This is a genomic window from Velazquezella soli (assembly GCF_977018685.1).
The window spans coordinates 91,843-106,727 of record NZ_CDRNXF010000004.1 but is presented as its reverse complement, the minus strand read 5'-3'; the positions used below and the strand labels follow the sequence as shown (position 1 = coordinate 106,727).

The 14,885-nt window shown below is 62.0% G+C and carries 12 protein-coding genes; 9 read left to right on the top strand and 3 right to left on the bottom strand.

The window, feature by feature from the left end:
* The first annotated feature begins 25 nt into the window (after positions 1–25).
* The 5 genes from AC0JZ8_RS04095 to olsB all read left to right on the top strand — a co-directional run bounded on the left by AC0JZ8_RS04095 (position 26) and on the right by olsB (position 5,411).
* A complete protein-coding gene (locus AC0JZ8_RS04095) occupies positions 26–1,225 on the top strand; it encodes a class I SAM-dependent methyltransferase (RefSeq protein ID WP_471891873.1) in 1,200 nt (399 codons plus the stop codon).
* Positions 1,222–2,079, top strand: a complete 858-nt coding sequence (locus AC0JZ8_RS04090; RefSeq protein ID WP_113166974.1) for a TrmH family RNA methyltransferase — start codon at positions 1,222–1,224, stop codon at positions 2,077–2,079. The genes AC0JZ8_RS04095 and AC0JZ8_RS04090 overlap by 4 nt, the downstream gene beginning before the upstream one ends.
* Entirely contained in the window at positions 2,079–2,585 is a 507-nt protein-coding gene (gene lspA / locus AC0JZ8_RS04085) for a signal peptidase II (protein ID WP_471891872.1), read from the top strand. The genes AC0JZ8_RS04090 and lspA overlap by 1 nt, the downstream gene beginning before the upstream one ends.
* A gap of 95 nt (positions 2,586–2,680) precedes the next feature.
* Positions 2,681–4,414 carry a hybrid sensor histidine kinase/response regulator gene (locus tag AC0JZ8_RS04080; RefSeq protein WP_471891871.1) on the top strand — a complete coding sequence of 578 codons (1,734 nt, stop codon included), beginning with the start codon at positions 2,681–2,683 and terminating at the stop codon, positions 4,412–4,414.
* Between the two features lie 112 nt (positions 4,415–4,526).
* On the top strand, positions 4,527–5,411 hold the full coding sequence (gene olsB / locus AC0JZ8_RS04075; protein WP_062454017.1) for a l-ornithine N(alpha)-acyltransferase: 885 nt from the start codon (positions 4,527–4,529) through the stop codon (positions 5,409–5,411).
* A 122-nt stretch (positions 5,412–5,533) separates the two neighbouring features.
* On the opposite strand, the gene AC0JZ8_RS04070 is transcribed toward olsB, so the two are convergent.
* On the bottom strand, positions 5,534–5,797 hold the full coding sequence (locus AC0JZ8_RS04070; protein WP_471891870.1) for a type II toxin-antitoxin system Phd/YefM family antitoxin: 264 nt from the start codon (positions 5,795–5,797) through the stop codon (positions 5,534–5,536).
* Between the two features lie 84 nt (positions 5,798–5,881).
* Positions 5,882–8,179: an NADP-dependent malic enzyme gene (locus tag AC0JZ8_RS04065; RefSeq protein ID WP_209902960.1), complete on the bottom strand. Its 2,298-nt coding sequence runs from the start codon at positions 8,177–8,179 to the stop codon at positions 5,882–5,884.
* 213 nt (positions 8,180–8,392) lie between these two features.
* On the opposite strand from AC0JZ8_RS04065, the gene mutS reads away from it, so the two are divergent.
* From mutS to AC0JZ8_RS04050, 3 genes are all read left to right on the top strand, one after another.
* Entirely contained in the window at positions 8,393–11,041 is a 2,649-nt protein-coding gene (gene mutS, locus AC0JZ8_RS04060; protein WP_471893321.1) for a DNA mismatch repair protein MutS, read from the top strand.
* 30 nt (positions 11,042–11,071) lie between these two features.
* Positions 11,072–11,554 (top strand): transcription elongation factor GreA, encoded by a 483-nt coding sequence (gene greA, locus AC0JZ8_RS04055; RefSeq protein ID WP_092663754.1) that lies wholly within the window; start codon positions 11,072–11,074, stop codon positions 11,552–11,554.
* Positions 11,555–11,646: 92 nt separating this feature from the next.
* On the top strand, positions 11,647–12,591 hold the full coding sequence (locus AC0JZ8_RS04050) for an MYG1 family protein (RefSeq protein ID WP_471891869.1): 945 nt from the start codon (positions 11,647–11,649) through the stop codon (positions 12,589–12,591).
* Between the two features lie 4 nt (positions 12,592–12,595).
* On the opposite strand, the gene AC0JZ8_RS04045 is transcribed toward AC0JZ8_RS04050, so the two are convergent.
* Complete coding sequence (locus AC0JZ8_RS04045; RefSeq protein WP_471891868.1) at positions 12,596–13,648, bottom strand: alpha/beta hydrolase family protein; 1,053 nt, start codon at positions 13,646–13,648, stop codon at positions 12,596–12,598.
* A gap of 126 nt (positions 13,649–13,774) precedes the next feature.
* On the opposite strand from AC0JZ8_RS04045, the gene AC0JZ8_RS04040 reads away from it, so the two are divergent.
* Positions 13,775–14,839 carry a helix-turn-helix domain-containing protein gene (locus AC0JZ8_RS04040; RefSeq protein ID WP_471891867.1) on the top strand — a complete coding sequence of 355 codons (1,065 nt, stop codon included), beginning with the start codon at positions 13,775–13,777 and terminating at the stop codon, positions 14,837–14,839.
* Positions 14,840–14,885 lie beyond the last annotated feature (46 nt).

Here is a 14,885-nt window from a genome sequence, read left to right as displayed (position 1 = left end):
ACAAGAACCCGAGCGGATGATCGCAGTGATGAACAAGGAAAGGCGGCCGACCGGCAAGCGCCCGGAGAAGCCAGCAGCCAAGGGCGCGCCTAAGTCGCCTGCCAAAAGCCCGGACAAGCGCCGCAGCGAAGCGGGCAGCCGTCCGGCCGTTGCCGCAACCCGCACCAGGTCGACCGGCCCCCAGGCTGCGCGCTCGGAAGGTCGGGCCGAAGCCCAAACCACCCAGTCGCGCCGTCCTGACAGACCACAGGCACAACCGCACGTACCGGTCGAAACGCGTCCGCTTCTTGCCCGCAGCGGCGATCTGCCAGCCGAACGCGTGCCGATCATTCTGGAATCGTCCGGCGCCGGCGATTTCCACCTGATCGACACCGGCCGCGGCCTGAAGCTTGAGCAATACGGCGATTACCGCGTCGTGCGCCCGGAAGCCCAGGCCCTGTGGCAGCCGACGCTTGCCGACGACATCTGGGAAAATGCCGACGCGATCTTCACCGGCGACACGGATGAAGACGGCATGGGCCGTTGGCGCTTTCCGGCGCAGACGCTCGGCGAAACCTGGCCTCTCGCCCTTCTCGGCATCGATTTCCACGGCCGCTTCACTGCATTTCGCCATGTCGGCGTATTTCCGGAACAGATCGTCCACTGGGCGTGGATGAAGGATCGCGTCGAGGAAGCCGCCAAGGCCGGACGCACCCTGAAAGTGCTCAACCTGTTCGGCTATACGGGCGTCGCGTCGCTGGTGGCGGCTGCCGCCGGTGCCGAGGTCACCCATGTCGATGCGTCGAAAAAGGCGATTGGCTGGGGTCGCGAAAACCAGGCCTTGTCGCGTCTCGAAAAGGCACCGATCCGCTGGATCTGCGAAGACGCGATGAAGTTCATCCTGCGCGAGGAACGCCGCGGCAACACCTACGATATCATTCTCACCGACCCGCCGAAATTCGGCCGCGGTCCGAATGGCGAGGTCTGGCATCTGTTCGATCATTTGCCGCTGATGCTCGATGTCTGCCGGCAGCTCCTGTCGCCCAAGGCTGTCGGCCTGGTGCTAACAGCCTATTCGATCCGCGCCAGCTTCTATTCCATCCATGAACTGATGCGCGAAACCATGCGCGGCGCAGATGGCGTGGTAGAATCGGGCGAACTCGTCATCCGGGAAGCGGGCCTCGACGGCAAAGTCCATGGCCGCGCGCTTTCCACCTCTCTTTTCAGCCGTTGGGTACCCGCATGAGCGATAATTTTCACAGAAACGGGCCACGACGCGTCGGGCAGGTGAAAGAAGTCACCTCGCTCGCCAACCCCATCATCAAGGACATCAAGCTTCTCACCGACAAGAAGCACCGGGAAGAAGCCGGTGCCTTCATGGCGGAAGGGTTGAAACTGGTCATCGATGCGCTGGAACTTGGCTGGTCGATCCGCACGCTCGTCTATGCCAAGGCTGCCAAGGCCAAGCCGCTGGTCGAACAGGTAGCGGCAAAGACCGTCGCGGATGGCGGCCTGGTGCTCGAGGTCAGCGAAAAGGTCTTGTCGTCGATCACGCGCCGCGACAATCCGCAGATGGTGGTCGGTATTTTCGAGCAGCGCTGGGCACGGCTTGCCGATCTGAAGCCTCAGGCTGACCAGACGTTTGTCGCGCTCGACCGCGTCCGCGATCCGGGCAATCTCGGCACGATCATTCGCACCGCCGATGCCGCCGGCGCCTCCGCCGTGCTGCTGGTCGGGGAAAGCACCGACCCGTTCTCGCTGGAAACAGTGCGCGCCACGATGGGCTCGATTTTCGCAATGCCGGTCATCCGCTGCTCTGCGGAAGAATTCTTAAGCTGGCAAAAGGGAGCGGGCGTCAGCGTCGTCGCCACCCATCTGGCCGGCGCCGTCGATTATCGCACGGCGGACTATACCAGGAAACCGGTCGTTCTCCTGATGGGCAACGAGCAGTCCGGCCTGCCAGACAGCCTTGCCCGCGCCGCCGATCGCACAGTCAAAATTCCGCAGCAGGGCAGGGCGGACTCGCTCAATCTCGCGGTCGCGACGGCAGTCATGCTGTTTGAAGCCCGCCGCCATCTGCTGACGCTGGAGGATAAATAATGACCGCTCGCGTTGGTTTCCTGTCTCGACCGATCAGTGCGGTCATCTTCATCATCATTGCCGTGCTGCTCGACCAGGCGATCAAGATCGCCGTCGAAAATTCGCTGCCGCTCGAGCAGATGGTGCCGGTCATTCCGTTTCTGGCGCTCTACCGCACCTATAATATGGGCGTAGCCTTCTCGCTTCTGTCCGGCATGGAGCGCGAATTCATCATCGGCATGCGCCTCGTCATCGTTGCCTTCGTGCTGTGGCTCTGGCGCCGCACGCCCAAGGACCGGCCCTTTGCCCATCTCGGCTATGCGATGATCATCGCCGGTGCGATCGGCAATCTGGTCGATGGCATCGTTTACGGGCACGTGGTGGATTACATCCTGTTTCACACCGCCACCTGGTCGTTTGCCGTGTTCAATCTCGCGGACAGTTTTATCAGCGTCGGTGCAGGTCTCGTCATTGTCGACGAGCTGTTCGGTCCCAAAGCGGCGGCATCCGTAGACGAGCAGAAGTAATTTTGCTCGACGGATAATTGTGAAATCGAGCGATTGGCATAATTTTACCGGATTGATCTAAGACTTCGGAAGGAAACCTCGGGTAATCTTTCCGTATGCGCGACATCGCCGAAATACAGAACCGTATCTCACAGGCCTTCACGTCGCTCGCGCCGAAGGACGGGTCTGACGACGCCGCATGGAATGGAGTGCCCCGCACGCCGGAGCAGCCGGTCGCGGCGAACGTCCAGAGACATCCAGGCGCTCTTCGCGCACTCTTCACGAAAATCCTCAAATGGCGCCGACCACAGGCCATTGCTCCCGACGTCTCGGGCTCTCCGCAGATCGCCAACGTCGTCCATGAGCTACGAACGCCACTGAACGGCATTCTTGGGATGACCCACCTCTTGGGTCAGACGAAGCTGACGGCGGAGCAGCAGAATTACTTGAGCGGTATCCGCCAGTCCGGCTACGCCCTGGCTCAACTGGTCGAAGATCTGCTGGATCATTCCACGATGGAGGCCGGCCGGTTCCGTCTCAACAACCGTGCAGCGGATCTGCGCCAGCTGATCGAAGGTGTCGTGGAAATGCTCGCTCCCCGCGCCCATGGCAAACGGATCGAGATCGCCGCCACCGTATCCGCCGCCGTGCCGGAGCTTCTCGACTTCGATCCTGCCCGCATTCGCCAGGTTCTGTTCAACGTCATCGGCAACGCCGTCAAGTTCACGACCACAGGCGGCGTGCTGGTTCGAGCCTTCATCGAGAACGAGACCGTGGCGATTTCTGTTGCCGATACCGGCCCGGGCATGACCGAGGAAGAGCAGACCCGGATCTTCGGTGCGTTCGAACAGGCAGGATCGGCGGAAACGCGCAGCGGCGGCACAGGTCTCGGCCTCGGCATCGCCTCGCGCATCCTGGCCGAATTCGGCGGCTCGCTGTCGGTCTCCAGCCGCAAGGGCAATGGCAGCGTCTTCACTATCCGCTACCCCATGCGTCTGGCCGAGGATGCGCCGGCCGGTGCTGCCGTTCGCAACCGCTCGCTGTTTGGCTCTCGCGTGCTTCTGCTCGCGCCAGATGGTCCGGCCGCCTTTGCGACCGTTTCCAGCATCGAAACACTCGGCGGCCGTGGGAGGCATGTGTCCGATCCCGCCCAGGTGCAGCTATTGATCGATCGGGCCAAAGCGACAGGCTCGCCCTATACCGATCTCATCGTCGATCACCGACTGGCCTCCGACTACGCGTGGGAACCGTCGCACGCGCCGCTGCACCGTATTCTACTGGTCAATCCGGAGGAAAGGGCGTCGCAACCCCAGGAATATTTCGATGCCTGGCTGATCCGGCCGCTGCGCGAAAAATCGCTGGTCGATGTCCTCAGTGGCCGCATGCGTGGTTTTGGCGCCCGCGACCGCCCGGTAATGGACGTGCCGGCTCCTGAAAATTCAAACTCGGTCGATCGCAAGCGGGAAGCCGGTCAGGCCCTCGATATTCTTCTCGGAGAAGACGATCCCGTCAGTGCGCTTCTGGTCGCCGCGGTTCTGCGCAAGGCAGGGCACACGGTTCGTTCCGTGGAGGATTTCGGAAGTCTCATCGAAGCCCTTGGCGAAAACCGCCCGGATGTCGTTCTCTGCGACATGCATATGCCCGGCGGCAACATCATGGATCTCATCTCTGCCGCCTCCAGAACCGCGCTGCAGCCGGTTCCCGTCATGGTGCTGACAGCCGAGAGCCGCGGCGAGGCGCGGCGCAAAGTCATCGATCAGGGCGCCTGCAAAGTACTTCAGAAGCCGCTCGATCCGGCTGTTCTGATTGAGGAATTGCGCCTTTTTGCGCAGGCTTCCAGCACGTCCTGACAGTCGCGTTGACGGGCCTTGCACCACTTCCTATTGTGACGATATCTGTCACGCTCTTGTTGCAGATGCATGTTTAAACGCGGGTGATCCAACCGGTACGGGAAGAATCACCATGGCTATCGAACTCCTGAACCGCACATTGACCTCTGAGACAAAGCAGGCCCCGGCTGCTGATCCGGCAAATAGCCGCGTTGGTAGCGATGTGTTCGGCCGCATCGGCACGCTGGAAACGCGGCTTGCCCGCAACCTGCGCGAAATCGATGCCGCCCAGGCCGTGCGCTACCGCGTCTTCGTCGAGGAGATGGGCGCCACGATTGAGCCCGAGGCGATGCGGCTTCGACGGGATATCGATAGCTACGATGCGATCTGCGACCATCTGCTTGTCGTCGACAACGCGATAGACGGTGAAATCGAAGACCAGATCGTCGGAACCTACCGGCTTCTGCGCCAGAGCGTCGCTGAGGCGAATGGCGGGTTTTATTCGACGTCCGAGTTCGATATCGCGCCACTTCTCGCCCGCCATCCCGACAAGCAGTTCATGGAACTCGGCCGCTCCTGCGTGCTGCCCGAATACCGCACCAAACGCACCGTCGAACTGCTCTGGCAGGGCAACTGGGCCTATGCGCTGAAGCATGGTGTCAATGCCATGTTCGGCTGCGCCTCTTTCCCCGGCGTGCGTCCGGAAGAACACGCGCTGGCGCTGTCCTTCCTCCATCACAATGCGCTGGTGAAGGACGAGTGGATGGTCCACGCATTGCCTGATCTCAATCGCAACATGGATCTGATGCCGGCCGAGGCGATCAATCCGCGCCAAGCGCTTTCCGCCATGCCACCGCTGGTCAAGGGCTACCTTCGCCTCGGCGCCATGATCGGAATGGGAGCCGTCGTCGATCAGGCTTTCAACACCACGGATGTGCTGATCGTGCTACCGATCGCATCGATCTCCGGCCGCTACATCAACTACTTCGGCGCCGACGCCGGTCGCTTCGCGAACTAGAGCGCTCTAGATTTGGAGCCTGGTCGGTCCGCAGTAGCGACCCACCATGTCGTGCACCGAGGATGGCAAGCGTTCGGACGCGGCGACAAGCCAGATCAGAAGATGGGAATCCGGCAACAGCCTCAATCGCGTCCGCCGTAGAACAGATCCTCGATCTCTTTGTCTAGCGCCTTATCCATGTCTTCCGGAATGAAGAACTGACCTTTAAGGAATCCGATCCGCCGTTTCCTGGGCCCGGTCACCTCGGGTGCGGCCGCCTCATCGACAGCAACCACCGTCACCAGCGGCTTGCCCGCTCTGGCGATCACGAACGGTTCCCCGTTCGCGGCTTCATCGACAAGCTGCGACAGGTTTTCTTCGGCTTCCTGAATGCTGACGGTCTTCATGAAACGGGAACTCCGATCGGACCAGATGAAACACCCTAATCCGATCGGCTGAAGCTTTCAACAAAAGCGTCGGCGCGGGGTCTCTCAGGACCCCGCGTTATAGGCCGCAATCGCCGCCATGTTGACGATTTCGGAGTCCTTCGCGCCCATCTGGGTGATCTGCACCGATTTATCCAAACCGACCAGAAGCGGCCCGATCAGCGTCGATGCGCCGATCTCCTGCAGCATGCGGGTGGCGATCGAGGCCGAATGAATGGCCGGCATGACAAGCACGTTGGCGGTGCCCGAGAGGCGGCAGAACGGATACTGCTCCATGCGGCTGGCATTGAGCGCCACATCGGCACCCATCTCGCCGTCATACTCGAAATCCACCCGGCGCCCGTCGAGGATCTTCACCGCCTCGCGGACACGCTCGGAGCGCTCGCCGATTGGCTGGCCGAAGGTGGAATAGGCAAGCAGCGCCACGCGGGGCTCGTAGCCCATGCGCTTGGCGACGCGTGCGGCTTCCACGGCGATGTCGGCGATCTGCTCGGCAGTCGGCATGTCGTGCACGGCGGTATCGGCCACGAAGATCGTCCGGCCGCGGGCCACAACGATCGACACGCCGATCACCTTGTGTCCGGGCTTGTCGTCGATGCAGCGGCGCACGTCGGAAAGAGCGGTCGCATAATTGCGCGTCGTGCCGGTTACCATTGCATCCGCATCGCCCACGGCCACCATGGTCGCGGCAAAATGGTTGCGGTCGTGGTGGATCAGCCGCTGCACGTCACGCAGAAGCAGTCCCTGGCGCTGCAGGCGGGCGTAGAGGAAGTCGATATAGGTATCGACGCGCTTGGAAATGCGCGCGTTGATGATCTCGATGCCGGGGCGTTCGAGGTCGATACCGGCCTTTTCCGCCGTCTCGCGGATCACATCGTCGCGACCGAGCAGGATGGCGGTGCCGAGACCCTGGCTGCAGAAGGAGATCGCGGCCCGCATGACCTGCTCTTCTTCGGCTTCGGCAAACACCACGCGCTTGGGGAAGCGGCGAACCCGGTCGTAGATCCCTTGCGTCGTTGCAGCGATCGGGTCGCGGCGGGCGGAAAGCTCGCGACCATAGGCGTCAAGGTCGGTGATGTCGCGGCGCGCTGCTCCGCTTTCCATCGCGGCTCTGGCGACGGCGACGGGAATGGCCGAGATCAGCCGCGGATCGAACGGCACGGGAATGATGTATTGCGGCCCGAAACGCGGCCGGTTGCCCTGGTAGGCGGCAGCCACGTCATCAGGCACGTCCTCGCGGGCAAGATCGGCCAGCGCCTGCGCTGCGGCAATCTTCATCGCATCGTTGATCTGGCGGGCTCGCACATCGAGCGCACCGCGGAAGATGTAGGGAAAGCCCAGCACGTTGTTGACCTGGTTCGGATAGTCCGAGCGGCCGGTCGCCATGATCGCGTCGTCGCGGATCCGCGCCACTTCTTCCGGCGTGATTTCCGGATCGGGATTGGCCATCGCGAAAATGATCGGCTTGTCGGCCATCGAGCGGATCATCGCTTCGGTAAACGCACCCTTCTGGGAAAGACCGAACACCACGTCGGCACCCTTCATCGCCTCTTCCAGCGTCCGGCTGTCGGACTTCACGGCATGTGCGCTCTTCCACTGGTTCATGCCCTCGGTGCGGCCCTGGTAGATCACGCCCTTGGTGTCGCAGAGGATGATGTTGGCAGGGTTGAACCCCATCGCCTTGATCAGCTCGATACAGGCGATCGCGGCAGCACCAGCGCCATTGCACACCAGCTTCGTCGTCTTGAGGTCGCGGCCGGTGAGTTCCAGCGCGTTGATGAGACCGGCGGCGGCGATGATCGCCGTACCGTGCTGGTCGTCATGGAAAACCGGGATGTCCATCAGTTCGCGCAGACGGCTCTCGATGATGAAGCATTCCGGCGCCTTGATGTCCTCAAGGTTGATGCCGCCGAAGGACGGGCCGAGATAGCGCACGCAGTTGATGAATTCGTCTACGTTTTCCGTATCGACCTCGAGATCGATACTGTCCACATCGGCAAACCGCTTGAACAGGACAGACTTGCCTTCCATGACCGGCTTGGATGCCAGTGCACCGAGATTGCCGAGACCAAGGATTGCCGTGCCGTTGGAAATCACGGCCACCATGTTGCCGCGCGTCGTGTAGTCGTAGGCCTTGGAAGGGTCGGCGGCGATCGCCAGAACCGGCACGGCGACTCCAGGCGAATAGGCAAGCGAAAGGTCGCGCTGCGTCGCCATCGGCTTTGTCGGAGTGATCTCAAGCTTGCCGGGGCGTCCCTGCGAGTGGAAATCCAGCGCTTCCTGCTCGGTCACCGACGCTCTGTTGCGCGTGTTCTTTTCCGGCGTCTTGTCGTTTGCGGGCATTGGCCTCTCCAGCTTTTTGTGGGCAGCGCCCCTCGAGGTCGCGGGGGATGTTGTAATTCAAGGGTCATCACCGATAGTGTCGCCTCTTTCCAGACGCAACAACAAATCTGCGCAACAAACATTGGTGCCGTGACCCATTTTCAAAGACCTACGCTCGATGCCCTGACGACCGACCAGCTGGCTTCGGAGGAAAGCCGCACGTCGGCAACGCCGATGATGGAACAGTTCATCGAGATCAAGGCCAACAATCCCGGATCGCTGCTGTTTTATCGGATGGGCGATTTTTACGAGCTGTTCTTCGAGGATGCGATCGATGCCTCGCGCGCGCTCGGCATCACGCTGACGAGGCGCGGCCAGCATATGGGGCAGGACATTCCGATGTGCGGCGTGCCTGTCCATGCAGCGGATGACTATCTGCAGCGGCTGATCATGCTCGGCTTTCGCGTCGCCGTTTGCGAACAGGTGGAAGATCCGGCGGAAGCGAAGAAGCGCGGCTCCAAATCGGTCGTCAAACGCGATGTCGTGCGGCTCGTCACACCCGGCACGATCACTGAGGAAAAGCTGCTCGTCGCTTCGGAATCCAACTACCTGATGACGCTTGCCCGCATCAAGGGCGCTGCTGAACCTCTGATGGCGCTTGCCTGGATCGATATCTCCACCGGCGTCTTCCGGTTGGCGGAAACCGAGCCCTCGCGCCTGCTGGCTGATATCCTGAGGATCGAGCCGCGCGAACTGATCATGCCCGATACGATGTTTCACGATGCGGAGCTGAAGCCGGTCTTCGACGTGCTTGGCCGCGTCGCTGTGCCGCAGCCTTCGGTTCTGTTCGACAGCGCCACGTCGGAAGGCCGCATCGCGCGCTATTTCGGCGTCGGCACGCTCGATGGCTTCGGCACGTTTTCCCGCGCCGAAATGGCAGCGGCCGCAGCGGCCATCGCCTATGTGGAAAAGACCCAGATGGCCGAGCGCCCGCCGCTCGGGAGGCCCGAGCGCGAAAGCGGCGCCTCGACGCTCTTCATCGATCCAGCCACCCGCGGCAATCTGGAACTGACGAAAACCTTGTCAGGCGAGCGCGAAGGCACGCTTCTGAAGGCGATCGACCGAACCGTCACCGGCGGCGGTGCAAGGCTTCTGGCCGAACGGCTGATGTCGCCGCTGACGGATCCCGACCGCATCAACCGCCGGCTCGATTCCGTCTCCTTCCTCCGTGACGAGCCGGGCCTGTGTTCGGATCTACGCTCCTCGCTGAAACATGTGCCGGATATGCCGCGCGCCCTGTCCCGTCTGGCGCTCGATCGCGGCGGCCCGCGGGATCTCGGTGCGATCCTTGCAGGTCTTGAAGCAGCGCGTGGTGTTGCAAGCTTCCTCGATGGCGCAATGCTGCCGCAGGAACTGTCGGAGGCTCTCGATGATCTGAAGATGCTGCCGGGAGAACTCGAAACCCTGCTTGGCAGCACGCTTGCGCAAGACCTTCCGCTCCTCAAGCGCGATGGCGGCTTTCTTGCGGATGGTGCACGTGCCGAACTGGACGAGGTCCGCGCACTGCGCGATCAGTCGCGCAAGGTCATCGCCGGGCTGCAGCTGCAATATGCCGAAGAGACCGGTATCAAGTCGCTCAAGATCAAGCACAACAACGTGCTCGGCTATTTCATCGAGGTGACGGCTGGCAATGCCGGCCCGATGACCGATACGCCGGAAGCCAAGGCGCGCTTCATCCACCGACAGACCATGGCGAATGCGATGCGCTTCACCACGACCGAACTGGCCGATCTCGAAAGCCGCATCGCCAACGCCGCCGACCAGGCGCTGACGATCGAGCTCGAAGCCTTCCGTCTCATGGTCGAGGCGGTGATTGGCGAAGCCGAGGCCATCAAGGCCGGCGCCCGCGCGCTTGCCATCGTGGATGTCGCAGCCGGACTTGCGATGCTTGCCGAGGAGTGGGACTACCGCCGCCCGGCGGTCGATGCGTCCCGCATGTTCGCGATCGAAGGCGGTCGCCATCCGGTGGTCGAGCAGGCCCTGCGCCGTCAGTCGTCAGGACCGTTCATCGCCAACGAATGCGATCTTTCACCTGGTGGGACCGACGAGTTCGGCGCCCTGTGGCTCCTCACCGGTCCCAACATGGGCGGTAAATCGACGTTTCTGCGCCAGAACGCGCTGATTGCCATCCTAGCTCAGATGGGGTCCTTCGTTCCTGCCGCGTCCGCCCATATCGGCATCGTCGACCGCCTGTTTTCCCGCGTCGGAGCCTCCGACGATCTTGCCCGCGGCCGTTCCACCTTCATGGTCGAAATGGTCGAGACGGCAGCGATCCTCAACCAGGCGACGGACCGTTCGCTGGTCATCCTTGATGAGATCGGCCGCGGCACGGCAACCTTCGACGGCCTGTCGATTGCCTGGGCCGCAGTCGAGCACCTGCACGAAGGCAACCGCTGCCGTGGGCTGTTCGCCACCCATTTCCACGAACTCACCGTGCTCTCGGAAAAGCTCAACCGCCTTTCCAATGCCACGATGAAGGTCAAGGAATGGGACGGCGAGGTCATCTTCCTGCATGAAGTCGGACCCGGTGCTGCCGATCGCTCCTACGGTATCCAGGTCGCACGGCTTGCCGGCCTGCCCGACAGCGTTGTCGCCCGTGCCCGAGATGTGCTGACCAAGCTTGAGGACAGCGATCGCAAGAACCCCGCAAGCCAGCTCATCGACGATCTGCCGCTATTCCAGGTGGCGGTGAGAAAAGATGAGATGAAGCGCGGTCCGTCAAAGGTCGAGGAAACGCTGAAAGCCATCAATCCGGACGAAATGAGCCCGCGCGATGCGCTCGACGCCCTATATGCGTTGAAGAAGCAACTTGCGGCCAAGTAAGGCCGCATCTCAGTTGAAAGGAACACGCACGTGAGCGTCGCCTTCGTGAAGGAAGAAAGTGCCGAAACCGCAGCGGAAACCCAGCTGCCGGACAGGCCTGTCTCGTCGCATCCCAACCTCGTCACCGAGGCCGGCCTGAAGGCGCTAGAGGCGCAGCTTCGTACCGCAAAGGAGGCTTTTGACGCGGCCAACACGGTTGAGGACGTCAACGAGCGCCGCCGCCAGGCCGCAGGTCCCGCGCGCGACCTCCGCTACTTCGCCGAGAGGCTGCACAGCGCTCAGCTAGTGCCTGCACCGGTTTCGACTGAAGTCGTCGCCTTCGGCAACACGGTGCGCTTCAGCCGTGACGACGGCCGCGAGCAGGCTTATCGCATCGTTGGCGAGGATGAGGCCGATCCGAAGGAAGGTTCGATCTCCTACGTTTCTCCCGTTGCAAGTGCGCTTCTGGGCAAGTCGGTCGGCGATGTCGTGACCGTAAACGGTCATGAACTCGAAATTACTGCAATTTCCTGACGCATTCTCCTGAAACCACACCTCAGCGCTTGAGAAGGCCCTCCGCTCCGGCTATCTGATTCTTTCCATTGAAAGAAAAGGCTGATCGCGGCATGGCTCCAGATTATCTCGTCACCCATTCCGGTGGCTTCCATGCCGACGAACTCCTGTCCAGTGTCATCCTGACGCGGCTGTTCCCCGATGCACGCATCGTCCGCAGCCGGGCTCCCGAATGGATCACGCCGGGTGGCGACCGCATCATCTACGACGTCGGCGGCTCCTTCGACGCGCAGGCGCAGATTTTCGATCATCACCAGCGCGGTGCGCCCTTGCGCGAAGACGGTGCGCCGTTCAGTTCCTTCGGCCTGATCTGGAAGCACTACGGCCGCGATTACCTGCTCGCCTTCGGCGTTCCGGAAGCGCATGTCGAGGCCGTGCACGCAGCCTTCGATACCAAGTTCGTACTGCCCATCGACCTGATGGACAATGGCGCGCTCAGCCCCTCGGTCGCAGGTCCGATGGCCGGCCTGACACTGCCGTCGCTTCTTGAAACGTTGAAGCCCGCCTTCGACGAAAAGGACGAAGGCGCCGATGACCGTGCCTTCCATGCAGCGCTCGTCATCGCCCGCGCCTTTGTCGAAGCCGGCATTTCCCAGCGCGCCGCAAAGCTGCGGGCAGAGACGCTGGTTCTGGACGCCATTGCCAAGGCCGGCGAGGGGCGCATTCTCGAATTGCCGATGGGCATGCCGTTCCGCCCCGCCATCCTGAAGGCCGGCGCCGATCAGCTTCTCTTCGTCGTCCACCCGCGCGACAAGGACTGGTGCGTCACCGGCATCCGCCGCGCCGATGACGGTTTCGAACTGCGCGCCGATCTCCCCGCCGCATGGGCCGGCCTCACCAATGCAGATCTGGAAGCCGCATCCGGCGTCGAAGGCGCCACGTTCTGCCACAACGGCCGCTTTATCGCCGCCGCCAGAACCCGCGAAGCAACGCTCGCCATGGCGGAACTCGCGGTGAAGGAGGCCCTGTCTAAAGGCCTCCTCCCTGCGGCTGGCTGAGCGCTCAGCGTTCCAGCAGCGTTCTGCGAAGAAAGACGGCAATATTGAAGAAGATCTGCTGATGCAGCTTTTCGCGTGGGATGTCGCTCACCTCATCGCAAACCGGATCATCCTCATACTGCTTCAGCAATTCTGCTCCATTCGCGTTGCAGATGCTCAGGAACGAGAAATGGTTTGCGCCGGGAACTAGCGCGTAGTTGGCCTCCGGAATATCGACTGCCAGCGACTGGGCGTTGGTGCCGGACATGATGCCGTCGCCTTCGCCGAGGTTGATGAAAAGCATTGGTCTATCGATGCCGGCAAGACTTTCGTTCTGGTAAGCCATGGCAAAACCCGGATCGACCGCAATCACCGCTGAAACGCGCTTGTCGCCATAACCACCTTCGAATGCCTCCCGATCGACTTGGGAAAAATCCACCCCGCCTTTCTGAAACCAGTTGCAGCCCGCATCCTTGCCGCCTGCCTCCGCGCAATGGGTGACAAAGGTCTGAAGCGACGCGCGGGCGCCGGCGGTCAGCATCATCGTGGTGCCCCCGAGCGAAAAGCCGATGCCGCCGATCCGCTCCTTGTCGACAAGCGCGCTCCAGGTGGCGCTCGTCGTCAGTGTATCGATCAGGGCTGAAACATCCTGTGCCCGCTCCCAGATCTTGAAGCTTTCCACTGGAATGGAATCGCCTGATGTCGAATGGATATGATTGGGTGCCGCAACGATGAAGCCGTTGCGCGCGAGTTCTGTCGAAAGCCAGCCCAGCCCCGCTGCATTGCCGCCCGAGCCATGGCTCAGAATGACCAGCGGAAACTTTTCCTGCACAGGCGTGGCATTGCGGCGAGCAGGCACGCCGACCCACAGAGCATCGGCGCCCAGCGTATACGGCTCGCCGTCGGCCTTCGCCGGGTAGGTGATCAGCACCCTCTCGGGTTGGGTTCGATGCGACGGATTGATCTGGATCCACTGGGTTCCCGCCTCGAAGGCGAAGGCCGGCAAGGCGGTTGCGGAATACCCGAAACCGATCAGGGCAAGGGTTGCAAGGCGAAGGCGGGGTAGGGGCAGGGCCATGGAAATCTCCATCGGGGTTGTGAACGGCACCACCCTTGCGCCTGTATCTGCCTGCCTTTCGACCTCGATCGTGATATGGTCGGACCTCAAACATGTTTCAGGCCATTTCCCGCCGGGGTCACTGCAGTGCTCTCTATCCCTTTGCCGTTTCTGGTCGGTATCGTCTTTGCCCTTGCTCTCTATCACAGCCTCAAAGGCGTCGACGTGCCGGGAAGCCGTCGCTACTTCATCGCATTTGTCGTTCTCTATGCGGCCCAGGGCTTGGTCGTCGGCCTTCATTTCGGCTACGGCATAACGGCGCTCGCACCGGTTCAGCCGGTCACGGCCTCCGTCATGCCGCCGCTTGCGTTCCTCGCCTTCCAGTCGCTTTCCGGCGACGGGCGATCTGCACCCTGGCGCCACCTCGCCGCACCGTTTTGCGTCGGCGCTTCAATCCTTTTTGTACCGATCCTGGTCGATCCGCTCCTGCTGGTGATCTTTCTCTTTTACGGCGTCGCCCTCTGGCGGCTGATCCGTTCGGAAGGTTCCGATCTCATGGTCGAAGCCAGCCTTCAGCGAATGCGTCCCGCCCTACGGGCCGCCAGAATGACGGCCGCGCTGATGCTGTTTTTCGCAGTCAGCGATGCTGCCCTCTCGATCTACACAACGTTCAACGGGAGGGACGACATTCCGCTTGTCCTGACGGCGATCAACATCGTCGTTCTCGTGGTAACCGGCATCTACTATCTTGCGCCGGAAGCAGGAGAAGGCCCGCTGCCGAACGGGAAGGCAAATGAGGCCAATCCACAGGATGAGGGTCTCGTCGCGCGCGCGACAGAGGCTTTGGATCGGGACGGTCTCTACCGCGACGAAAACCTCAGTCTAGCGAAACTCGCCCGCAAGGCCGGCGTGCCGGCGCGGGATCTGTCGGTTGCCATCAACCGCGCAACCGGCCTCAATATCTCGCAGTTCGTCAACCGACGCCGGATCGCGGAAGCATGCGTGCTTCTGCGCGAAACCAGCCGGCCGGCGACGGTCATCATGTTCGATGTCGGGTTTTCGACCAAGTCGAACTTCAACCGCGAGTTTCGCCGCATCACTGGCATGAGCCCGCGTCAGTGGCGCAGCGGATCGAAGTCTATCGCAGACCCCGGCAATATCGGGCTTGACGTTCCGGTCGCGAACAAACAACTTGGCGCCGTCAAGCCGTAACCGTGGTAAGCACGCCGCTCACATGCGGAGCACTGTGCGGTAACGG

Coding starts and splice junctions, on each gene's coding strand:
- AC0JZ8_RS04090 (WP_113166974.1), top strand. CDS start 1,222: ATGAGCGATAATTTTCACAGAAACGGGCCACGACGCGTCGGGCAGGTG.
- lspA (WP_471891872.1), top strand. CDS start 2,079: ATGACCGCTCGCGTTGGTTTCCTGTCTCGACCGATCAGTGCGGTCATC.
- AC0JZ8_RS04080 (WP_471891871.1), top strand. CDS start 2,681: ATGCGCGACATCGCCGAAATACAGAACCGTATCTCACAGGCCTTCACG.
- olsB (WP_062454017.1), top strand. CDS start 4,527: ATGGCTATCGAACTCCTGAACCGCACATTGACCTCTGAGACAAAGCAG.
- AC0JZ8_RS04070 (WP_471891870.1), bottom strand. CDS start 5,797: ATGAAGACCGTCAGCATTCAGGAAGCCGAAGAAAACCTGTCGCAGCTT.
- AC0JZ8_RS04065 (WP_209902960.1), bottom strand. CDS start 8,179: ATGCCCGCAAACGACAAGACGCCGGAAAAGAACACGCGCAACAGAGCG.
- mutS (WP_471893321.1), top strand. CDS start 8,393: ATGATGGAACAGTTCATCGAGATCAAGGCCAACAATCCCGGATCGCTG.
- AC0JZ8_RS04050 (WP_471891869.1), top strand. CDS start 11,647: ATGGCTCCAGATTATCTCGTCACCCATTCCGGTGGCTTCCATGCCGAC.
- AC0JZ8_RS04045 (WP_471891868.1), bottom strand. CDS start 13,648: ATGGCCCTGCCCCTACCCCGCCTTCGCCTTGCAACCCTTGCCCTGATC.